General features: G+C 65.1%; 20 protein-coding genes and 1 tRNA gene. 5 read left to right on the top strand and 16 right to left on the bottom strand.

Features of this window, described 5'->3' with window-relative positions:
• The 7 genes from FHS02_RS19555 to dkgB all read right to left on the bottom strand — a co-directional run bounded on the left by FHS02_RS19555 (position 1) and on the right by dkgB (position 8,163).
• Positions 1-1,857 (bottom strand): M61 family metallopeptidase, encoded by a 1,857-nt coding sequence (locus FHS02_RS19555; RefSeq protein WP_137315996.1) that lies wholly within the window; start codon positions 1,855-1,857, stop codon positions 1-3.
• Positions 1,854-2,468, bottom strand: a complete 615-nt coding sequence (locus tag FHS02_RS19550; RefSeq protein ID WP_137315995.1) for a nucleotidyltransferase family protein — start codon at positions 2,466-2,468, stop codon at positions 1,854-1,856. The genes FHS02_RS19555 and FHS02_RS19550 overlap by 4 nt, the downstream gene beginning before the upstream one ends.
• Before the next feature lie 5 nt (positions 2,469-2,473).
• Positions 2,474-4,705, bottom strand: a complete 2,232-nt coding sequence (locus FHS02_RS19545) for a xanthine dehydrogenase family protein molybdopterin-binding subunit (protein WP_137315994.1) — start codon at positions 4,703-4,705, stop codon at positions 2,474-2,476.
• A 9-nt stretch (positions 4,706-4,714) separates the two neighbouring features.
• The gene (locus FHS02_RS19540) at positions 4,715-5,173 is read right to left on the bottom strand and encodes a (2Fe-2S)-binding protein (RefSeq protein WP_137315993.1); all 459 of its coding nucleotides are present in this window, start codon (positions 5,171-5,173) and stop codon (positions 4,715-4,717) included.
• 117 nt (positions 5,174-5,290) lie between these two features.
• Positions 5,291-6,013, bottom strand: coding sequence for a DsbC family protein (locus FHS02_RS19535; protein WP_137315992.1), 723 nt, complete (start codon positions 6,011-6,013; stop codon positions 5,291-5,293).
• 53 nt (positions 6,014-6,066) lie between these two features.
• On the bottom strand, positions 6,067-7,281 hold the full coding sequence (locus tag FHS02_RS19530; protein WP_137315991.1) for an FAD-dependent monooxygenase: 1,215 nt from the start codon (positions 7,279-7,281) through the stop codon (positions 6,067-6,069).
• A gap of 72 nt (positions 7,282-7,353) precedes the next feature.
• Entirely contained in the window at positions 7,354-8,163 is an 810-nt protein-coding gene (dkgB, locus tag FHS02_RS19525; RefSeq protein ID WP_137315990.1) for a 2,5-didehydrogluconate reductase DkgB, read from the bottom strand.
• 170 nt (positions 8,164-8,333) lie between these two features.
• Between dkgB and FHS02_RS19520 the strand changes: the two genes are divergently transcribed.
• Positions 8,334-8,409 (top strand) — tRNA-Phe (locus FHS02_RS19520).
• A gap of 222 nt (positions 8,410-8,631) precedes the next feature.
• On the opposite strand, the gene FHS02_RS19515 is transcribed toward FHS02_RS19520, so the two are convergent.
• The 6 genes from FHS02_RS19515 to FHS02_RS19490 form a co-directional block, all read right to left on the bottom strand.
• Complete coding sequence (locus FHS02_RS19515) at positions 8,632-9,033, bottom strand: hypothetical protein (RefSeq protein WP_221403900.1); 402 nt, start codon at positions 9,031-9,033, stop codon at positions 8,632-8,634.
• Positions 9,034-9,119: 86 nt separating this feature from the next.
• The gene (locus FHS02_RS19510; RefSeq protein WP_217496855.1) at positions 9,120-9,845 is read right to left on the bottom strand and encodes an ABC transporter ATP-binding protein; all 726 of its coding nucleotides are present in this window, start codon (positions 9,843-9,845) and stop codon (positions 9,120-9,122) included.
• Positions 9,838-11,040, bottom strand: coding sequence for an ABC transporter permease (locus FHS02_RS19505; protein WP_137315988.1), 1,203 nt, complete (start codon positions 11,038-11,040; stop codon positions 9,838-9,840). Before FHS02_RS19505 ends, FHS02_RS19510 begins: the two co-directional genes overlap by 8 nt.
• Positions 11,041-11,044: 4 nt before the next feature.
• Entirely contained in the window at positions 11,045-12,256 is a 1,212-nt protein-coding gene (locus tag FHS02_RS19500; RefSeq protein WP_137315987.1) for an efflux RND transporter periplasmic adaptor subunit, read from the bottom strand.
• A gap of 157 nt (positions 12,257-12,413) precedes the next feature.
• Positions 12,414-14,216, bottom strand: coding sequence for a TolB family protein (locus tag FHS02_RS19495; RefSeq protein ID WP_137315986.1), 1,803 nt, complete (start codon positions 14,214-14,216; stop codon positions 12,414-12,416).
• 87 nt (positions 14,217-14,303) lie between these two features.
• Positions 14,304-14,744, bottom strand: coding sequence for a hypothetical protein (locus FHS02_RS19490; RefSeq protein WP_137315985.1), 441 nt, complete (start codon positions 14,742-14,744; stop codon positions 14,304-14,306).
• A gap of 227 nt (positions 14,745-14,971) precedes the next feature.
• Between FHS02_RS19490 and FHS02_RS19485 the strand changes: the two genes are divergently transcribed.
• The 4 genes from FHS02_RS19485 to FHS02_RS19470 all read left to right on the top strand — a co-directional run bounded on the left by FHS02_RS19485 (position 14,972) and on the right by FHS02_RS19470 (position 16,790).
• The gene (locus tag FHS02_RS19485; RefSeq protein ID WP_137315984.1) at positions 14,972-15,337 is read left to right on the top strand and encodes an MmcQ/YjbR family DNA-binding protein; all 366 of its coding nucleotides are present in this window, start codon (positions 14,972-14,974) and stop codon (positions 15,335-15,337) included.
• 76 nt (positions 15,338-15,413) lie between these two features.
• A complete protein-coding gene (locus FHS02_RS19480; protein WP_217496995.1) occupies positions 15,414-16,109 on the top strand; it encodes an SDR family NAD(P)-dependent oxidoreductase in 696 nt (231 codons plus the stop codon).
• Positions 16,087-16,320 (top strand): T6SS effector amidase Tae4 family protein, encoded by a 234-nt coding sequence (locus tag FHS02_RS31970; protein WP_307722170.1) that lies wholly within the window; start codon positions 16,087-16,089, stop codon positions 16,318-16,320. Before FHS02_RS19480 ends, FHS02_RS31970 begins: the two co-directional genes overlap by 23 nt.
• Positions 16,317-16,790: a type VI secretion system amidase immunity protein Tai4 gene (locus tag FHS02_RS19470; RefSeq protein ID WP_137315982.1), complete on the top strand. Its 474-nt coding sequence runs from the start codon at positions 16,317-16,319 to the stop codon at positions 16,788-16,790. Before FHS02_RS31970 ends, FHS02_RS19470 begins: the two co-directional genes overlap by 4 nt.
• Before the next feature lie 42 nt (positions 16,791-16,832).
• On the opposite strand, the gene FHS02_RS19465 is transcribed toward FHS02_RS19470, so the two are convergent.
• From FHS02_RS19465 to FHS02_RS19455, 3 genes are all read right to left on the bottom strand, one after another.
• On the bottom strand, positions 16,833-17,726 hold the full coding sequence (locus tag FHS02_RS19465) for a hypothetical protein (protein ID WP_137315981.1): 894 nt from the start codon (positions 17,724-17,726) through the stop codon (positions 16,833-16,835).
• Positions 17,727-17,799: 73 nt separating this feature from the next.
• Positions 17,800-18,387 (bottom strand): TerD family protein, encoded by a 588-nt coding sequence (locus FHS02_RS19460; RefSeq protein WP_137315980.1) that lies wholly within the window; start codon positions 18,385-18,387, stop codon positions 17,800-17,802.
• Positions 18,388-18,458: 71 nt separating this feature from the next.
• Complete coding sequence (locus tag FHS02_RS19455) at positions 18,459-19,592, bottom strand: toxic anion resistance protein (protein ID WP_137315979.1); 1,134 nt, start codon at positions 19,590-19,592, stop codon at positions 18,459-18,461.
• Between the last annotated feature and the right edge of the window lie 7 nt (positions 19,593-19,599).

Raw genomic sequence — 19,599 nt, 5'->3', positions numbered from 1 at the left:
TCAGCGCAGCATCGTCGGGCGCGCTAACGCACTCTTGCGCGCCGAATCGATCGCCAGCACGATGCCCGGCACGCGGTCGCCCTGCAGGCGCACCGTGAACGTCATCAGTTCATCGCGGCGGAACGCGTGCACCTGCACCGTGTCGCCGGCGCTGTAGCGGGACAGCAGTGCCTCCACGTTGGCGGGATTGCCCGTGACGCGCAGGCCGTCGACCGCCACCAGCAGGTCGCCGGCGGACATGCCGGCGCGGTGCGCGGCGCCGCCCTCGTGGACGGCGGACAGCTTTGCATCGGCGCCATCGCGGCCGATGTTGACGTCCAGGCTGGGCTTGGCCGGCTTGCGCTCGTCCGTGTACTTCACGCCGAACGGCGCCAGCAGCTTTGCCAGCGGCACGTCCTCGGTGCCGCGGATGTACTTGTCGAAGTAGCTCTTCAGCCGCATGCCGCTGATCTCGTCGAACAGCGCTTCCACTTCGCCCGGCGTCACGCCGCGGCGGCCGTGCGGGTAGAAGTCGCGGCCGTAGCGCTGCCACAGCGCCAGCATGATGTCGTCCAGCGAGCGCTTGCCGCCCGACTTCTGGCGGATCGCCAGGTCCAGGCCGAGGCCCACCAGCGAACCCTTGGCGTAATAGCTGACGATCGCATTGGGCGCGTTTTCGTCCTGCCGGTAGTACTTGCTCCAGGCGTCGAAGCTGGACTCGGCCACGCTCTGCTTCGTGCGGCCGGCACCGCGCAGCACGCCGCCCACGGTCTTGCCCAGCATCTTGAAGTACGTGGCTTCGCCGATCATGCCGGCGCGGACCAGGAACAGGTCGTCGTAATAGCTGGTGAAGCCTTCGAAGAGCCACAGCAGCGGCGTGTAGTTTTCCACCTGCAGGTCGTAGGGCGCGAACACGGCCGGCTTGATGCGCTTCACATTCCAGGTGTGGAAGTACTCGTGGCTGCACAGGCCGAGGAACTTGATGTAGCCTTCGCTGCGTTCCTTGCCCTGGGCAGCGGTGGTCGGCAGGTCGGCGCGGGCGCAGATCAGTGCCGTCGATGCGCGGTGTTCCAGGCCGCCGTAGCCGTCGCCGACGGCCAGCGTCATGAACACGTAGCGGTCCATCGGCGCGTGCCTGGTCTTCGGCTCGAAGAAGGCGATCTGGGTTTCGCAGATCGCCTTCAGGTCGGCGCACAGCCGCGCCATGTCCAGGTTCGGTACGCGGCCGGTGATCACCACGTCGTGCGGCACGCCATGGGCCGTGAACGTGGCCAGGGCGAAGTCGCCCATCTCCACCGGGCTGTCGATCAGCTCGTCGTAGTCGGCCGCCACGTAGGTGCCGAAGCCGTAGCGCTTCGCCTTCAGCTCGGGCAGCGCCGTGGCCACGCGCCAGCCGCGCGCCGCCTCGTCCGCCGGCCGCACGATATCGACCACGTGCGGCACCTCTTCCTGGCCGGCCACGCGCAGGAACACGCTGGTGCCGTTGAAGAAGCCATGCGTCTGGTCCAGGTGCGCGGCGCGCACGGAAAGATCCCATGCATACACGTCGTATTGCACGGTCAGCGGCCCCTCGACAGGCGGTGCCTGCCAGGAGTGCTTGTCCAGTTTCGCCAGCGCTACCGGCTGGCCATTGGCCTCGGCACGGATCTGCACGATGTTGCGGGAGAACTCGCGGATCATGTAGCTGCCCGGAATCCAGGCCGGCAATGCCAGCAACTGCCCATCGGGGGCCGGCTGCTGCACGGTCAGCGTTACCTGGAACAGGTGGGCGGCAAGATCCTTGGCAACGATGGCGTAGGCCACGGCGGGCACCGCGGCGCGCGGCGGCTTCGCTTGCCTGGTCGGCGTTTTCTCTTTGATCGGCGTTTTGTTTTTCATTGCAGGAGATCGGGCGGAGTATCGATGTCGAGCAGGATGCCCGGATCATCCACCGCCACTTCGTTGACGATATTATCCTTCACGATACCGCGCGCGCCCCGGTCGCCGGTCAGCGCGAGCAGTTGCGGCAGGTGCCGGCGGCTGAATGCCACCGGGTTGCCGCGCTGCGTTCCATGTTCATTGCCGTGCACGGGCACCGCAATGTCGGCCCCCGCTTCCACCGCCCCCGCCAGCGCGGCGATCGTGGCGGGCCGCACGCGGGGCATGTCGCCCAGCGCCACCACCCAGCCGGATGCATCCGCCGCATGGCGAAGCCCGTGCACGAGCGACGCGGCCATGCCGCTGTCCGCCTCCTCGCACAGCGCCACCTCGCAGCCGAGCGCCGCCAGTTGCGCGCCCAGTTGAGCGCCCTCCGCATCGTCGCGCACAACGGCCACCACGCGCGGCAGCGCCGCCAGCAGGTGCCGCGCACTGCGGACGACGACCGGTTCGCCGTCGATCGGCTGCAGCAGCTTGTTGCGCTGCCCCAGCGGATCGAAACGCCTGCCGCGGCCGGCCGCCAGCAGGATGCCGGCGATGGCGCTGCCCGGCAAGATGGCGCTGGCTGTCATCGGGACTACGCCACTTGCGGCGCGGCGGCCGATGCCAGGTCGAACGGCAGCTTGCGCAGCCGCTTGCCCGTGATGCGGAACACGGCGTTGGCGAACGCCGGCGCCAGCGGCGGCAGGCCCGGTTCGCCCATGCCGGTCGGCGGCTCGGTCGACGGCACGATATGCACCTCGACCTGCGGCATGTCCGTCATGCGCGCCACGGTGTAGTCGCTGAGCTGGCCCTGTTCGACGATACCATCCTTCAGCGTGATGGCGGCGCCCGGCAGCGTGGTGCCGACGGCCATCAGCACCGCGCCCTGCACCTGCGCTTCGATGGTCAGGGGGTTGACCGCCTGGTTGCAGTGCACGGCCGCCGTCACCTTGTGCAGCTTCGGCGTGCCGTTTTCCACCGACGCCGTGACCACGTAGGCCACGACGGTGCCGAACGATTCATGCACCGCCACGCCGTAGGCCTGCCCTTCGGGCAGCTTCACGGTGCTGTAGCCGGACTTGCCGACCGCCAGGTCGAGCGCCAGGTGGTGGCGCTTGTGCTCCGCCGGGATCAGCTTCCTGCGGTAGGCCACCGGGTCCACGCCGGCCGCCACGGCCGCCTCGTCGATCAGCGTCTCCATCACGAACGCGGTGTGGGTCGAGCCCACCGAACGCCACCACAACACCGGCACATTTGCCTGCGCGTTGTGGACGGACAGGTGCATCGGCACCCGGTATGGCTCGCCCATGCCCTCGACCATCGTGGCATCCACGCCGTTCTTCACCATGAAGGGCTCGAACGCCGTGCCGCTGATGATCGACTGGCCGACGATCACGTGGTCCCAGCCGACGATATTGCCCCTGGCGTCGAGCCCCAGTTCGGCGCGATGCACGTGCGACGGGCGGTAGTAGCCGCCCTTGATGTCGTCCTCGCGGCTCCAGATCACCTTCACGGGGCCGGACTTGCCGGCCTTCGCCCAGGCCTTGGCCACGTTCACCGCTTCGACGATGTAGTCCGACGACGGCACCGCGCGCCGGCCGAAACCGCCGCCCGCCATCATCGTGTGCAGGGTCACCTGCTCCGGCTTCAGGCCGGCCGTCTTCGCGGCCGCGGCCTGGTCCATCGTCTGGAACTGGCTGCCGGCCCAGATCGTGCATGCGTCGCGCTGCAAATCGACCACGCAGTTCAGCGGCTCCATCGGCGCGTGCGCCAGGTAGGGGAATTCATAGACGGCCGAAATCTTCTTCGGCGCGGCGGCCAGCTTCGACGTATCGGCCTGTTTCGCCACCGCGCCGGGTTTTGCCGCCAGTGTGCGGAAAGCCGTGAACTGCTGTTCGGTGCTCACCTTTTCCACGCCATCGGTATCCCAGTCGATCGCCAGCGCATCGCGGCCCTGCTTTGCCTGCCAGTAGCCTTCGGCGATGACGGCCACGCCGGTGCCGCCGCGGTCCACCTCGACCGGCACCACGGCGAGCACGCCCTTGATCTTCTTCGCGGCGGTAGCGTCGAATTTCGCCACTTTCGCGCCGAACACCGGCGGGCGCGCCACCACGGCCACCTTGGTGCCGGCCGGCTTGAAGTCCATGCCGAACTGCTGGCTGCCGTTCGATTTCGCGCGCGCGTCCAGGCGCGGCATCGGCTTGCCGATGAAGCGGAATTTTTCGGTGTTCTTCAGCACCACGTGTTCCGGCACCGGCTGCTTCATCGCCGCCTCGGCCATCTGGCCGTACGTCGCCTTCTTGCCGCCGGGAGCGGTGAGCACGCCCTTCGAGGCCTTCACCTGGTTGACCGGCACCTTCCACTGTTCCGCCGCGGCGGCAACCAGCATGGCGCGCGCCTTCGCGCCGATTTCCCGGTATTGCACCCACGAGTGGGCCACGGAACCGGAGCCGCCGGTGATCTGGATGCCCATCGCGGGATCCTTGTAGGCGTCACCTGCCGGCGCCAGCGCGCCGCGGATCTGCGACCAGTCGGCATCGAGTTCCTCGGCGATCAGCATCGGCAGCGCGGTCTGCACGCCCTGGCCGAATTCCAGGCGGTTCACCTGCACGGTGACCGTGTTGTCCGGCGCGATGCGCAGGAACGCGTTCGGCTGCTGCGCGGGCTTCGGCTCCGCCGCGCGGGCCATCCGGCCGCCACCGGTAAAGGTAAAGCCGAGCACGAGGCCGGCGCCCGCCCCTTTCATGAAGCCGCGGCGCGATACACCCGGTTGGTCGCCGGCGGCCGCTGCCGCCATGTCACTGCCATTGAGCCATTCTTTACGCATGTGATCTCCTTAGGCGAGGGTTTTCGCCGCATCCTTGATGGCGAGGCGGATGCGCTGGTAGGTGCCGCAGCGGCAGATGTTGCCGGCCATGGCGCCATCGATATCGGCGTCGCTGGGCTTCCGGTTCGTTTTCAGCAGCGCGGTGGCGCTCATCACCTGGCCGCTCTGGCAGTAGCCGCATTGCGGCACGTCGTGCTTCACCCACGCGTCCTGCACGGCCTTGCCCACCTTGTCGTGCTCCATGGCTTCGATCGTGGTGATCTTCTGGCCCACGGCGGCGGAAATCGGCGTCACGCAGGAGCGGATCGGCTGGCCGCCCAGGTGCACGGTACAGGCGCCGCACAGCGCGGCGCCACAGCCGAATTTCGTACCGGTCATGTTCAGGTTGTCGCGCAGCGCCCACAGGATCGGCGTCGACGGATCGGCGTCGACCTGCGTGTCGCGCCCGTTGATGTTCAGGGTGACCATGGATAACTCCCAGTTCTGGATTCTTATGATGGAAAAACGGCGCGCTTCGTGGGCGCGCCGCGGTGATGCAACGTATTGGAGCGCTGCATTGCATTGCTCATTGCAGTGCTTGCAGTGTTACTTGATCGAGGCGAATTTCGCTTCCATCGCCGCCACGTCGATGGCGCCCGGGATGCGGCTGCCGTCGGCGAAGAAGATCGCCGGGGTCCCTTCCAGGCCCAGCTTGTTCCCCAGCGCCAGCACCTTGTCGTTCGGTGCGGTGCAGCCTGCCGGCGCGGCCGGCGCCTGCTTGTTGTTCAGCATCCATTCGTCCCAGGCGCGGTTGCGGTCGGCCGCGCACCAGATGTTGCGCGACTTGACCGTCGAATCGGGCGACAGGATGTTGTACATGAACGTGTAGACCGTGATGTTGTCCACCTTCGCCAGCGTCTCGCGGCGGAATTTCTTGCAGTAGCCGCAGTTCGGGTCTTCGAAGATGGCCACTACGCGCTTGCCGTTGCCCTTCACGGTCTTCAGCGCCAGCTCCAGCGGCAGCTCGGAGAACTTGATGCGGTTGACTTCGTCGATGCGCGCCTGCGTCACGTCTTCCCTGGTCTTCAGGTTGAAGATGTGGCCGGCAAACAGATAGGTGCCGGTCTTGTCGGTATAGCGGATCTCGTTGCCGATGCGGATTTCATACAGGCCCGAATACGGCGTGGCGCGGATGGCATCGATCTTGACGTCGGGGCCCAGCTTGGGTTCGACATTCTTGCGGATGGTGGCTTCGACGCCGTCGTCGGCGCCCGCGCACGACATCAGCAGCGCCGATACCAGCACGAGGCTGGTCTTGATGAACTTCATAGATTCTCCGGGGTGAAACAGGAACACGGCGCGGGATCGCCGCGCCGTCGCAATCAGTGCCGGCCCAGCGCGTGCGACATCAGCGAACGCTTGACGAAAGGCAATTTATCCAGCAAGTTTAGCCCGAAATTGCGGACCGCGCGCACCGGTTCGAGATTCGCGCCGAACAGGCGTTGCAGGCCGTCGGTGGTTGCCTGCATCAGCAGCACTTCCTCCTTGCGAGAACGGGCGTAGCGGGCGAGCACCCGCTCGTCGCCGATCGAACGGTGTTCCTCGCGCCCGGCAACGGCGCGCACCAGGTCGCGCACGTCACCAAACCCCAGGTTCATGCCGTGGCCTGCCAGCGGATGCACCACGTGGGCGGCATCGCCGATCAATGCCACGCGCTGCGATACGAGCGAGTGAGGCCGCACCAGCGCCAGCGGGAACGCGCGCACCGCTTCGGGCAGCACGGGTGTCAGCTTGCCCAGCTTGTCGGCGGCGAAATCGGCCAGCCGGTCGGCCAGCGCCTGCGCGCCTTCGCTGCACAGCTGGTCGGCCAGCATGTCCGGCGCGGACCAGACCAGCGACACGCGGTTGCCCGGCAGCGGCAGCAGCGCGACGATGCCGCGGTCGCACGTAAACCACTGGAACGCATTACCGTGGTGCGGCAGCTCCGTGTCGAAATTGGCGACCACGCCCTTCTGCCCGTACGGCTTGTAATCGAGGCCGATGTCGCACTGGCCGCGCACCCAGGACTGGGCGCCGTCCGCCCCGACGACCAGCGAAGCCTTGACGCTGGTGCCGTCCGCCAGCTGCACCGTGGCGTGGTCCTCGTCGCATTTCAGCGCCACCGCGCGGCCGGCCACGACGTGCACGTTCTGCGCGAAGCGCAGCGCCGTGTCCAGCGCCTCGTTCAGGTTGCGGTCCTCGACGATCCAGGCCAGCGTATCCGCATGGGCACCATAGGCATCGAAGTTCAGGTGGCCGGGCTGTTCGCCGTCGCCCTTGATGACCATGCCGTCGACCGGCGCGATGCGCACCTGGTCCATCGCGCCCCACACTTTCAGGTTCGACAGCAGCTCGTGCGCCGTGTGGTTCAGAGCATAGACCCGCACGTCCCAGCTGGGCTCGAGCCCATCCGGCTTCGCCGCGGCGGGTGGACCGAGCAGGGTGACGCTTTGCCCGACCTGGGCAAATGCCAGCGCGGCCGCCTTGGCGATCGCGCCGTTGCCGACGATGCAGACCGCCGTCGGCACATGATGCTTGGAAGAGGATGGCGTGTTCATCTTGCCATTATAACGATCGGTGGCTGACGGGGCGCGCGGCGGTGCCGACGGCCGGCGCGGACCGCCAGCGGCTCAGTCCCACACGGGCGCGATGCCTTCCGGATCGGCGATCCGGCCGTTTGCCTCCAGCGCCGCGATGGCGGCCATGTCCTCGTCCGACAGCGCAATGCGGGCCGCGGCGAGGTTCGCTTCCAGGTTGGTCCGTTTCGTCGACGATGGAATCACGGCAAAGCCCTGCCGCAGGGACCAGGCCAGCGCGACCTGCGCCGGAGTCGCACCGTGCCGCCCGGCGATGGCCGCGATCACGGGGTCCGTCATCACCTTGCCGTAGGCGAGCGGCATGTAGGCCGTCAGGTGGATGCCGTGCTCGCGCGCGAACCGCACCACCGCGCGGTTCTGCAGGAACGGGTGGATCTCGACCTGGTTGGTGGCGATTTCCCCGGCGCCGATGGCGCCGATCGCCTGTTGCATGTGGCGGATCGTGAAGTTCGAGATACCGATCCGGCGCGCCAGCCCGGCGCGCTTCGCCGCCAGCAGCGCATGCATGGTCTCGGCGACCGGCACCGCGTCCTGCGGCGATGGCCAATGGATCAGCGCCAGGTCGACCTGCTCCAGGCGCAGCTTGTCCAGGCTTTCGCGCAGGCTGGCGGCCAGCCTGTCGCCCGCCAGGTTCGCCGTCCAGACCTTGGTCGTCACGAACAGTTCGGCGCGGGGGACGCCGCTCTGGGCGATCGCACTGCCCACGTCGGCCTCGTTACCGTAGATTTGCGCCGTGTCGACGTGGCGGTAGCCCAGCTCCAGCCCGGCGCGGACGGAATCGACGACCACCTGCCCTTGCAGGCGGAACGTGCCGAGGCCGAGTGCGGGGATGTGTTCTTGCATGGTGTTCTCCTTGGGTTCGATGAACAGCATGATGCCGCTGTTTTTTGTTGAGAAAAAGCAGCTCTTCGGCAATTCATCCTTGATTCGGCAGCAAATATTGATCGTGGCGCTTGCGGAACCTTGCAAACCCTATTGCAACTCTGCAGCGAGCTGCTATAATGCGGCCTCTTGGCCTGGTAGCTCAGTTGGTAGAGCAGAGGATTGAAAATCCTTGTGTCGGTGGTTCGATTCCGCCCCGGGCCACCAAGAATTCAGCAGCAACGCAAAACGCCACCTTCGGGTGGCGTTTTTGTTGCGTCATTCTTTTTCCTGCCTGCCCGCGGCCATGAACCTGCGTTCCTTGCGTGACAGATTCCGCTCGCAGAGAGCGTGACGACGGAGTTCCAGCGCCCGGCTTCGATGACATCCCGGAAGTCAGTGTCTTGCCGATGCGCTCGAGCGTGCCCTCGGCCGCACCACCCGACAGCGCTAGGCCCAAAGCATGCCTGTGCAATAGAACAGGCCTTTCAACAAAAGGTTCACCGCCACCCCGACTGCGAACGCATGCCAGTTCGACCGCAGTTCAGCACCATTTGACGTAGCCTCCGAGAAGTCACCATACCGGGTAAGCCTGAGAACTGCCAGTAGCAGTACGAACTGAGGAATCCCAATACCCAACAGGGACGATATCAAGTCAGGTGGGGTGCGCGAAGCAACTACTACAAATGCGGCGCCGATACTTCCAAATATGACGAGCGCCTCGCTTGCTTCCTTTGGATGCCCTGCATCGCGCATGTTCTTGCGAACCAGGTACGCGGTGGCAAAGCCACCTCCCACGAAGGCTGCGAGTGCAATGCCGGTATTCTTGAATAGTGCCGTTCTAGCGTGCATCAAAACCTGTACATCCTTAAGAAATGAATTCAAATTGCGATACACCGCTGTGTCGGGTTCGTGCGCATCAGGCGCATTGCGCGTTTCTATCCCCGTGTTATATCGCTCTCGATATTGCCATCAACCAGCGTGATCGTCCGATCGCACTGTTCGGCCATGCGCGGATCGTGCGTCACCAGCAACACCGCGCAGCCGAACTCCTCGTTAAATTGGCGAAACAGCTGGAAGACTTCGGCGGCGGACCTGGTGTCGAGATTGCCTGTCGGTTCGTCGGCCAGCAACAGCGCCGGGCGGCTGACCAGCGCGCGGGCCACGGCCACGCGCTGCTGCTGGCCGCCGGAAAGCTGGTCGGGCTTGCGCTGGTCGAGCCCTTCAAGGCCAACCTGGGCCAGCAGGGTCCGGGCGTGTTCGACCTGTTCCCGCGTCGGCTTGCCCGTCGCCACCATCAGCGGCATGAGCACGTTCTCCAGCGCGGTAAAGGCCTGGATCAGATGGTGGAACTGGAAGACAAAGCCGATCGCGCTGCCGCGCAGCGCCGTGCGCCGGGCGTCGTCCATCTTCCTGGTAGGCTCGCCGAGCAGGACCAGCTCGCCCGCCGTCGGACGGTCCAGCAGGCCGAGCACATTGAGCAGCGTGCTCTTGCCCGAACCGGAAGCGCCCACCAGTGCCGCGAAGTCGCTGCGCTGCAGCCGCAGGTCGAGGCCGTGCAGCACTTCCACTTCGGTGGGCTTGCCGATGTTGTAGCTTTTCCGCAGGCCGTCCAGCCGCAATACTTCTTCGCGGCGATTGTGCTCAATCATGTGTTCAGACATGGCGTATCGCCTCCACCGGATCGAGCGCCGCGGCACGGCGCGCCGGCACGGCGGCCGACAGGATGCCGGTGACCGTTGCCAGGGCGGTCGCGGCCACCGGCAGCCATGGGTCGACGGGAATGTAGAACAGCTTGGGCCCGAAAATATTGAAAGCGCTCACCAGGCCATACCCGGCCAGCGCACCGAGCAGCGAACCGGCCAGGCCGAACAGCGCGCCCTGGACCAGGAAGACGCCCAGCATCTGTTGCCGCGTGGTTCCCATCGCGCGCAGGATGCCGATTTCACGGGTCCGCTGCACCACGCTCACCGACAGCACGCTGGCAATACCCAGCGCCACGCTCAAGGCCACGAAAGCGCTGATCATCTGCGTGGACAGGCTCTGCGAGCGCAAGGCGTTCATCAGCTGGCTGTTGGTTTCCATCCAGCTTTCCGCCTTCAGGCCCGTGAGTCGGGCAATCCGCTGGGCGATGGACTGCGCATCGAAGATCTCATCCACCGTCACGTCGATCATCGTCGCGGCCCCGGGCAGGTTGAGCAGCGACTGCGCCTGCTTCATGTCCAGGTACACATAGCGCGCATCCAGCTCGCGCACGCCCAGTTCGAAGATGCCGGCGACGTTCACCACGCTCTCCCGGCCCTGCCCTCCGTCCAGGCGCAGCTTGTCGCCCACCCGCATGCCGAGGTCGGTCGCCAGCTGCTTGCCGATCACGGTGTCGCCCGCGCCGATGCGAAACACGCCGGCGACGATGTCTTCCTGGACCGGAATGATGCGCAGGTAGCGCTGCGCGTCGATGCCGACCAGCGCCACCGACTGGAGCGCCGCGCCACGGCGTGCGAACGCCGGCCCCGAGATCAGCGGCGACACGGCCGCGATACCCGGCATCGTGTCGAGCACGTCGCGCACCTGCTGCCAGTTATTGATCGACCGCAGGCGCTGGGCGCGCTTGCTCTCGAGCAGCAGCTGCGTGGTCCCCGGCGCCGGCGGCAAGATGCGGTTGTACTCTTCGGGAGGCTGTACCTTGATGTGGGCCTGGGTGCCCAGCGTGCGGTTGATGATGTTGGCCTGCAGTCCGGTAATCAGCGCCGTGAGGAAGACGATCACGGCAACGCCCACGGCGATGCCGACCAGGATCAGCGTGCTCTGCACCCTGCCCTCGCGCAGGAACCTGGTGGCAATGGTCCACTCGATCCACATCGCGTCAGTCCAGCTTGACCGGAAGTTCCTTGCGCGTGGCAGGGTCGGCGGTCAGGGCAGTCGGCACGACGCGCACCCGGTCGCCCGGTTCCAGCGTGGCCTGCGCGTCGGCCAGCACGCGGTCGCCGCCCCGCAACCCGGCCGTGACTTCCGTCTGGGTCAGGCCCCGCAGGCCGAGCCGTACCTGGCGGCGCACGGCGCGGCCGTCGCTGACCAGCCATACCGTGGCTTGATTGCCGTCCGCCGCGGCCAGTGCGTCGTTGGGCACGATGATGGCACGGTCGCGCCGCCCGGTTTCCACGTTGACGGAAACGGTCATGCCCTCGCGCAGGAAACCGGGGACGGGATTGACCGCGAGGCGAACATCGATAGTGCCGCGCTGCGGATCGACGCTGGGGGCGATGAAGCTGACCCTGGCAGGGAACGGGCGCCCGGGGTTGGCGTCGGCAATGCACGTGGCCGCCTGGCCGACGGCAAGCACTTCCAGGTTTTTTTCGTCCAGCGGCACCACTACTTCCGTGTCGCCGGTGCGGGCGATTTCAAACAGGACCCGCCCGGGCTGTACCAGGTCGCCCGGCTCGGCGTTGCGGATCAGCACGGTGCCGGCGACTTCGGCGCGGATGGTGGTTTTAGCCAGCTGGGCCCTGGCGCTGGCGACCCGGGCGCGCGCCGCTGTCTCGCCGGGATTGCCGGCCACCAGCGAGCGGACGGTCAGTTGCGCCTGCTCGACCGCCGTGCGGGCGACGGTCTCCGCCTGTATCGCCTGTTCCATCGTCTCGCGAGTGATCATCTGCTGCCGGAAGAGATCGCGGCGACGCGTGGCTTCGCGGCTGGCTTGTGCCAGTCTCGCCTGGGCCTCGCGCAGGCTGGCCTGCGCCTGTGGACGGGTCGATTGCTGCAGCTGTGCCAGCGAGGCTTCCGCCTCGCGCACCGATGCCGCGAGATCGTCGGCGCGCAGTACCGCCAGCACATCGCCGGGCCGCACCATATCGCCCTCCCGCACGCGCCGCTCGACGACCACGCCGGTGACCGCACTGCCGACCTGTGCGCGGGACAAGGCCGCCACGCGGCCGGTCGCCACGACTGTCTGCACCAGCGGCTGCACGGCGACCTGGTAGCCGGCCAGGGCCGGACCTCGCATGTTCTGCACCAGCGCCCATGCCAGGGCCCCAATGGCCAGGCCGGCGATGGTGACAGAAAGGAGCTTGCGTTTCATGGGGCGAGGTGGCTGTGCTGGGAGCCGTATGTTAGCTCATTGCTTTGCAGCAGCAGGGGCTAATTTCAGCGCCGGCGAAACGTCCGCTACGCCGGACGCATACCCGCTGCCGTTCACCCGATCGGCAGGCCCGGCTTGCATAGCCAGGGCTCCGATCTCAAGGATGGGCCGGTCTCTCGGAAGGCACACGTGACCATTTCGGCGTGCCTTCTTCATACTGGTTGTTGGTCAGCCTGCGCCGGTCGCTGCCGTCTGCGCGCATGACGTAGATTTCGCCATAAGGTTGGGGATTGTAGGGATGCAGCACGGCTTCGTCACGAAAACCATGGGTGCCGCTGGCGAAGGCGATCCATTCCCCATCCGGCGACCAGCTATTGTGGGCATCGTTGCCCGGAATATTGGTAAGGCGTCTCAGCCCGGTCCCATCCGGGCGCACGGTATAGATTTCGTAATCGCCATCGCGGTTGCTGGTAAAACTGATGAGGTCGCCCTTCGGCGACCACGAGGGGAAGTTATCCTTGACGACGGTGCCGGGAATATGGCGCACAGCGCGGCTGGCCACATCGATAATCAGCAAGCCATCCCGTCCCTCGCCATTGCCGGCACCCCGGAAAACGATCTGGCTGCCGTCCGGTGACCAGCTCGGCAATCCGTAGTTCCCCGATCCATCGGTCAAGATGGTCAAACCGCTGCCATCGATATTAATGAGTGCGATATCGGCCAGCGCCCGTCCTTGCGTGCCCTGGAAAAAATTGCCAAGACCGAAGGCAATCCGGGTCCCGGAAGGCGATACTTCCGGCGCAAGCGCACTGCGCTTTTCATCGTGGAACAGGGTGCGCTGGCTGCTGCCATCGGCGGCAACGCTGATGATGTCGTTGTGCAGGATGCCGGCGGTCTTGTCGTTCAACACAATCTGCTCACCAGAGGGCAACCACGAGGGAAACACGCCGGTGCGTACCAGCTTGAAGGCCGGGTCCAGGCTTTTCCACCGCTGGGATGGCGGCCAGCGGGCGTCCGCTTCGCGGTGAAATACCATTCGCCTGCCATCGGCTGACCAGCTCGGGCTGCTGACCTCGCCGCGCAGCACGGTCTCGCCGGTCGCGAGCGACAGACCGCCTTCCGGGCCTCCGCGTACAAATGCGAGTTTTTTGTCTTCCAGCCAGTGCGGCGAAGTTTTTTCGCCAGGACCTTCGGTCAATCCTGTGCGCGCACCGCTGGCGATGTCGATCGACATGAGCTGGGTGACGCCACGCAAGCGCTTGGGATGGACGATCTTGTTGACGTTGGCGATATCGCATGCGTAGAAGACGACCGACTTGCCGTCGCGCGACCAGCTTGGACTGCCTTCGAATTCACCGGTCTTGCCGATGCGGCGCAGTCCGCTTCCATCCGCCCGCACCACATAGATCGACGTGGAATGCAGGATACTGAAACTGAGCCGCGGATTGGCTGAATCGCGGTCCGAGGAAAATGCCAGCCATCGGCCATCCGGCGACCAGGACGGACGGAAGTCACCGCCAGCGTGCCGGGTAACATTGGTGAGCCCGCGTGTCCCGAGATCCAGTACCCAGATATCGGGCTGGCCTCCACGGTCCGATACAAAGGCCAGCTTGCCGCCGTCGGGCGACAGTACCGACTGGTCGTCGAAGGCCGGGCCGCCAACCAGCAACTCGCGAGCACTGCCGTCGATGCGCATGCGGTGAATGTCGGCCGATCCTCCGCGCTCGGAAGTGAAGGTGACCCACTTGCCATCGCGCGAGAGCGCGGCGTTATAGTTGTTCCAGGATTCCGACAGCAGGGGGCGAACGCCGCTGCCATCGCCGCGCGCGATGAACAGGTCGGTCCGAGACGGGCCGAAGCTGGCAAAGCCGACCGTGTAGGCTCCCGGCAGCGGATTTTCGGCGGCAGGCAGCGGCACCATGAACGTCAGCGACAGGCACGCGAACAATAGCCGTTTCATGGGATCCCCCGGCGAACATCGACATTCGACGGATCCGACTGTAGCACATGGCAATGAAACCTTGGCTACCTCGAAAGGGCTCGCCCCTCAGTCTTTCTTCTCCCTGAATTCGCCATCGATCACGCCGTCATCGGTGTCTTTGGAGGGCTTCTGGCCTGTGAAGTTGAAGACCGACGACAACATCCGATCGAATATGGCGCGCCTCAGCCAGGGGAATCCGATAACAAAAGCGGTGGCGAAACCCGTAAACAACGCGGGCACGGTTTCGCCTCGAGAAAGGAAAATCACCAGGCTCAGTCCGAGCAGGCCAACGATGAGCGGTCGACGGGCGGGCTTGGGCAACAGGCCAACGATGCGCAGCTTGCCTTTGCTCATCCAGGGGAACCTGGCAAAGAGAACGCCTAGAAGCAGCCCGGCCAGGAACCGCCCCGTGCCGAGAAGATCGGCCAGGACCCCGATGACGAGGAAACCGGTGTAGGTCATCGCGCCGGCCAACGCCACCAGCAGCAATAACACGACAGCGATCATCAGCTTTGGCTTGCGGATCGCCGCTCTGACGAGAAAACGTAGGATTTTGTACTCCTGAAAGTGGGCGCCGGAAGGCGATGGCGGATTTTAACAACACTTACCCGTGTCAGCCGCTCGTTCAGCCAGCGGCGTGCGATGCAGTCGACGGCGGCAGCGATCCGGTGGCGGCCCCCCGGTTAAGATAACGACGAGATATCACATCGATCGAATGCCTCCCGCGGCCCGCCATGAATGTCGAAGAACTGAAAAAACTGTGTCGAGGCCTCGCTGGCGCGATGGAAACGCTTCATGGGGAGCCGAGCAACATCCTGACTTACTCCCTCGACGGGAAGAACTTTGCTTACTTCAAGACGAGCGAGCCGGAGAAGTGGCGGTTCAGCATCCGCGTCTCGTCCGACCGTTTTGTCGAGCTGACCGGCATCCCGGGTGTCAAACCGGCCCGTTATATGGGACGTTTCCATTGGGTCACCATCACGCAGGTCAGCCATTTTCCTGCAGCCTATCTGGCCGAACTGGTCGAATGGTCGTACCGGAAGGCACTGGGCTCCCTCAGCAAGTCGAAACAGGCTGCCATCGGCGCACACTCGGCCTGACGCTGCGTCATGGTCGTGCGGCACGGCGTATCATGGCCCCCTTCACGCGCTGTCAAAGACGGGACATTCCATCATGATGAACAGTCTCCCCCACCAGTTCAACGCACTGGTCATCGGCGCCTCGGGCACGATCGGCGCGGCCTTCGTCGACCTGCTGAAGCATTCGCCGCACTGCGCATCGGTGCATGGCCTGCATCGCCACTCGACGCCGCCGATCGACTTTGCCGACGAACACAGTGTCGCCGAGGCGGCGCGCGTGCTTGGGACCGAAGCGCGCTTCCACCTGATCATCAATGCGGCGGGGATATTGCACAGCGAGGAGTTCATGCCGGAAAAGCGGCTGGCCGATCTCCATAACCGGCAAATGCAGGCAACTTTCCAGGCCAACACCTTTGGTCCCGCAATGGTGATGCGCCATTTCGTGCCGCTGCTCGCCAGCGAGCGCGCCATCATGGCCATGCTGTCGGCGAAAGTGGGCAGCATCGGCGACAACCGGCTGGGTGGCTGGTACAGCTACCGCGCTTCCAAGGCCGCGCTCAACATGCTCGTCAAGACAGCCGCCATCGAAGCCGCACGCAGCCAGAAAAACAGCGTGCTGGTTGCCCTGCATCCGGGTACCGTCAACTCGCGCCTGTCGCAGCCGTTTCGCGGCGAGGTCATCGGCCGACCGGCCGAGGATGCCGCTGCCGACATGCTGCGCGTACTCGATGCGCTGACGCCTGCCGACAGCGGATCCTTCAGATCCTATAGTGGAGTGGAACTGCCCTGGTAGGGGCAAACCCGAGGTCGTGAAATATCCTGCTGCCGACGGTGGCCCTCTGAAAGGCAAGAAAGGCGTGATCCTGTTCGAAGTGTCAGGCTGGTCGGACGCGCAAGGTCATGCGACTCTCTTCGACGGCAGATCCTGCTACGATCACTGTTACTTCAACGAGCCCGAAGCAAAGTTCCGCACGGATCGTGCGAATTTCTGGCGCTTGCGATGAAATCGATTCCGTTCCGTCTGACCCTGACGATGTGTACTTTGCTGTCATTGACGTCTCACGCCGCCGACCTGAAAGAGAACTCTCCGGAGGCCGGGGCCCGGACCCATGCCCAGAACTACAAGGACATGGTACTGGCAACCTGCATGGCACAGGCTTATCGGAATGACGCGGGCGCGGCCAAGGATACGGGAAGCAGCATCGGCGCGCTGCGTGACTGGACGTATTTCGACCTCGAGAAAAGTCCCGATGCCATCAAGTCACTGGTGGACAGGTATCTGGCGCGAGACTATTCCAACCCACTCGTCGAGCCGGAAATTCATGAAGTCAGGTTCGATTTCCTGAAGTGCATGGACCTGTATCACAGCAAAGCGCTCGCGGACCTGGTCGAACGCATGGTCATCCACCCCAAGCGCACTTACAGGCAGGGAAATCATCTCCGTGCCCGTGCAGCAAGCTCGCCCGACAAGTAAGCGCAGGTAACAGGACCTTCCAGCCACCTTCGGGTGGCGTTTTCATTTGAGGGGACCGCCCTGCGCCTGCGCCATCTCCAGCGCGGGCAACGTCACCGTCAGGAAGGACGACACCTGGCCGATCAGGTCGGCGGCCTGCTGGCGTACCTGCCCCATCTGCAGCATCGACAGCTCAGCCTGGCGCATGGCCTGCTGGATCAGCGTGCGGCGCTGCATGAGCGCATCGCGCAACGTTGTATCCGCCGCGCCACCGGCAAGCTGACTCACGACGGCAAGTACAGCCCAGTGCAGGGTGAGGTTCCGTGCCGACTCGTCCAGGTTGCGCATGGCGACTTCGCTGTCCGCCATCAGTTGCAGGAGCTGCGTTCGCGATGCCGCGAGCGCGGGTTTGAACCGGGCAGGCGATGCCGGGCGGCGAAACAGCTTGCCGAGCACGCCGGGCGTCGCCCGGGTACTTTCAAGCGCGTCATCCAGCAGCGCGGGCACCGCCATCCGGGCGAACTTCAGGACCAGCTCGGTAATCGGCTGGAGCAGCGCAGCCTGCTCCATCAACGGCCGCTCCGCCCACTCCGTGACCAGTGACAGCCTGACCGGCAGGATGTGGCGGAACAAGGCGGCGAGGCGCTGCTCCGAGTGCTCGAACAATGCAGGAAAGTCGGACCGGGCAGCGGCCAGTGCATCGCGCACCGCCGGATGGTCCTCGCTGTCGAACAGCGCCCTGGCCACGGCACTTCCGGGCGGGCCCGGAGGCGCCGGCGGTGGCGAAAAATCGTCGAACGACAATGCCTTGGGTGGACCCTGGCTGGCGGGCGCCGCCGCGCCATCTTCCGTGTCGCCGAAGTCGAACGCCTGCGGCACGACTGGACGGCGGGCCGGGTCGGCGGGAGGTTCCGCCTCCTCGTCGAAATCGAATGCCTTCGGTATCTGGTGTGTCATCGGTCACTCGGCATCGGGAACCATCAGCGCGTTGCCCGGCACAAGGCGGTGCGGCAGGAAGGCGCGCCCGTCCTCAGACGGTGCCGCCGAGCTTGCGGATGAAGGTCGCCAGGTTCAGCTTGAAGCCGGCGCCAACGGCCTGGAAGCGCCATTCGCCATCCTTGCGGTACAGCGAGCCGAACTGAAGTGCGGTCTTGTCCGAGTAGTCCTCGTCCAGGTCGTATTGCGCGAGGATTTCGCCGGTCTCGTCGTTGTACACCTTCACGTAGGCGTCATTGACGCGGCCGAAGGTCTGCTTGCGCGCCTCCCCGTCGTGGATGGTGACCACGATCGGCATCTCCACGACCTCGGCCTCGACCCTGGCCAGGTCGACGGTGATGACTTCGTCGTCCCCATCCCTGTCACCCGTGCGGTTGTCGCCGGAGTGCACCACGGCGCCATCCGGGGAGGTGGTGTGGTTGTAGTAAACGAAGTGCGCGTTGCTGAGCATGACCGGGTGGTCGTCCGCGTTCTTCCTGCACAGGAATACCGATGAGTCGAGATCGAACGGCTGGCCGTCGGCGGCATTGACCTTCCAGCCGAGGCCGATACGAACACGCTTCAAGCCAGGAGCGGATTTTTCGAGGTTGATGCGATGGCCGGTTGCAAGCGTCGTCGACATGAGTTTCCTTTGGTGGTGAAAATGCTATTTTCGCTGGAATGCATCCGTGGATCAATCGGCGGCGGCCATGCTCAGGCGGCAGGCGACGATGCCGTCGCCGAGAACCGCGCAATCAGCTCGCGCTCCAGCTCCTGCAGTTTCGGCAGCTCATCCTTGCGGCGTTGCTGGCCTTCGTTCGAGATCTGCTCGAGCTTGTCGAATGCCGACACCAGCTGCGTCTGGACGTGCTGGGCGGTTTCCAGGCTGACCAGGGAACGCTGCTTGGCGCGGGCAACCGTCTCCGTATTCTCCAGCAGCATGTCGGCCTGGGCACGGAAGGCCGCGTCGGTCGCGTCGTAGGCGGCATTGGCGACCGCCGCGCTCTGCTTGGCCTCCAGTTGCAGCAGGTACAGCGAAAACACGTTGCGCCACGCCGGAATCGACACGTTGACGATATCCGTGAAGGTATCCGTCAGCGCGCGGGCGTTATCCTGCGACAGCCGGATCTGGGGCACCATCTGGGTCGCCATCAGCATGGCGCGGCGCAAATCGTCGATGCGCTTTTCGAGACGTTCGAGACGGCGCTTGAGCTCGGTAGCCTGCTGTGCCTCGAACGCATTCGCGGGCGCGGGCTGCTGCGCAACCGCCTGCCGAAGCTTCACCGCCCAGTCTTCGCCCTTCCTGACGTCAGTATCCAGGCCCTGGTAGTACGTTTCCAGGCCCTTGTACATCTCGTCGAAATCCTGGATGCGCCCCCGGTGCACGTTGGCATGGCGCGTCATCTCGGCAACCAGGGTATCCATGCGCGATTCGACGACCTGGTACTGCGACAACATCTTTTCCTTGACCGAGCCGAACATGTTCGTGAGGCGCGACATCATGCCGCCGGAACGCAGCTTGGCCGGATCGAGCCCTTTGGAAGTGGCGATCAGTTCATTCAGCTGCGTGCCGAACACATCCGCATCCGACGCACGGACGGTGCCGAGCAGCTTCGCGGACACCTTCGCCACACCGGCGCCGGTAGAGCCGCCCAGGCCCTCGATGGCCTTGTCATCGATGCTGGAGATATCGACAGGGACCAGCGGGGCTGCGCTCGCCTCCGGACGCGATACCGGCAGGTTGTCCGCCGTGCCGGAAGTTGCCAGTGGCGGGAAGACGGGTGCGGTTGCCACGGGCGCCACGGAGGCTGCGTTCGCTTCCTCGTCGGAGGAGAACAGCGGTTTCATAAGATTC

The sequence above is a fragment of the Pseudoduganella umbonata genome (genome assembly GCF_014192225.1).
Lineage (GTDB): Bacteria > Pseudomonadota > Gammaproteobacteria > Burkholderiales > Burkholderiaceae_D > Rugamonas > Rugamonas umbonata.
Note: the sequence above shows the minus strand (reverse complement) of the source record. Positions and strands in the feature narration are given on the sequence as shown.

Coding starts and splice junctions, on each gene's coding strand:
- FHS02_RS19555 (WP_137315996.1), bottom strand. CDS start 1,857: ATGAAAAACAAAACGCCGATCAAAGAGAAAACGCCGACCAGGCAAGCG.
- FHS02_RS19550 (WP_137315995.1), bottom strand. CDS start 2,468: ATGACAGCCAGCGCCATCTTGCCGGGCAGCGCCATCGCCGGCATCCTG.
- FHS02_RS19545 (WP_137315994.1), bottom strand. CDS start 4,705: ATGCGTAAAGAATGGCTCAATGGCAGTGACATGGCGGCAGCGGCCGCC.
- FHS02_RS19540 (WP_137315993.1), bottom strand. CDS start 5,173: ATGGTCACCCTGAACATCAACGGGCGCGACACGCAGGTCGACGCCGAT.
- FHS02_RS19535 (WP_137315992.1), bottom strand. CDS start 6,013: ATGAAGTTCATCAAGACCAGCCTCGTGCTGGTATCGGCGCTGCTGATG.
- FHS02_RS19530 (WP_137315991.1), bottom strand. CDS start 7,281: ATGAACACGCCATCCTCTTCCAAGCATCATGTGCCGACGGCGGTCTGC.
- dkgB (WP_137315990.1), bottom strand. CDS start 8,163: ATGCAAGAACACATCCCCGCACTCGGCCTCGGCACGTTCCGCCTGCAA.
- FHS02_RS19515 (WP_221403900.1), bottom strand. CDS start 9,033: ATGCACGCTAGAACGGCACTATTCAAGAATACCGGCATTGCACTCGCA.
- FHS02_RS19510 (WP_217496855.1), bottom strand. CDS start 9,845: ATGTCTGAACACATGATTGAGCACAATCGCCGCGAAGAAGTATTGCGG.
- FHS02_RS19505 (WP_137315988.1), bottom strand. CDS start 11,040: ATGTGGATCGAGTGGACCATTGCCACCAGGTTCCTGCGCGAGGGCAGG.
- FHS02_RS19500 (WP_137315987.1), bottom strand. CDS start 12,256: ATGAAACGCAAGCTCCTTTCTGTCACCATCGCCGGCCTGGCCATTGGG.
- FHS02_RS19495 (WP_137315986.1), bottom strand. CDS start 14,216: ATGAAACGGCTATTGTTCGCGTGCCTGTCGCTGACGTTCATGGTGCCG.
- FHS02_RS19490 (WP_137315985.1), bottom strand. CDS start 14,744: ATGATCGCTGTCGTGTTATTGCTGCTGGTGGCGTTGGCCGGCGCGATG.
- FHS02_RS19485 (WP_137315984.1), top strand. CDS start 14,972: ATGAATGTCGAAGAACTGAAAAAACTGTGTCGAGGCCTCGCTGGCGCG.
- FHS02_RS19480 (WP_217496995.1), top strand. CDS start 15,414: ATGAACAGTCTCCCCCACCAGTTCAACGCACTGGTCATCGGCGCCTCG.
- FHS02_RS19470 (WP_137315982.1), top strand. CDS start 16,317: ATGAAATCGATTCCGTTCCGTCTGACCCTGACGATGTGTACTTTGCTG.
- FHS02_RS19465 (WP_137315981.1), bottom strand. CDS start 17,726: ATGACACACCAGATACCGAAGGCATTCGATTTCGACGAGGAGGCGGAA.
- FHS02_RS19460 (WP_137315980.1), bottom strand. CDS start 18,387: ATGTCGACGACGCTTGCAACCGGCCATCGCATCAACCTCGAAAAATCC.
- FHS02_RS19455 (WP_137315979.1), bottom strand. CDS start 19,592: ATGAAACCGCTGTTCTCCTCCGACGAGGAAGCGAACGCAGCCTCCGTG.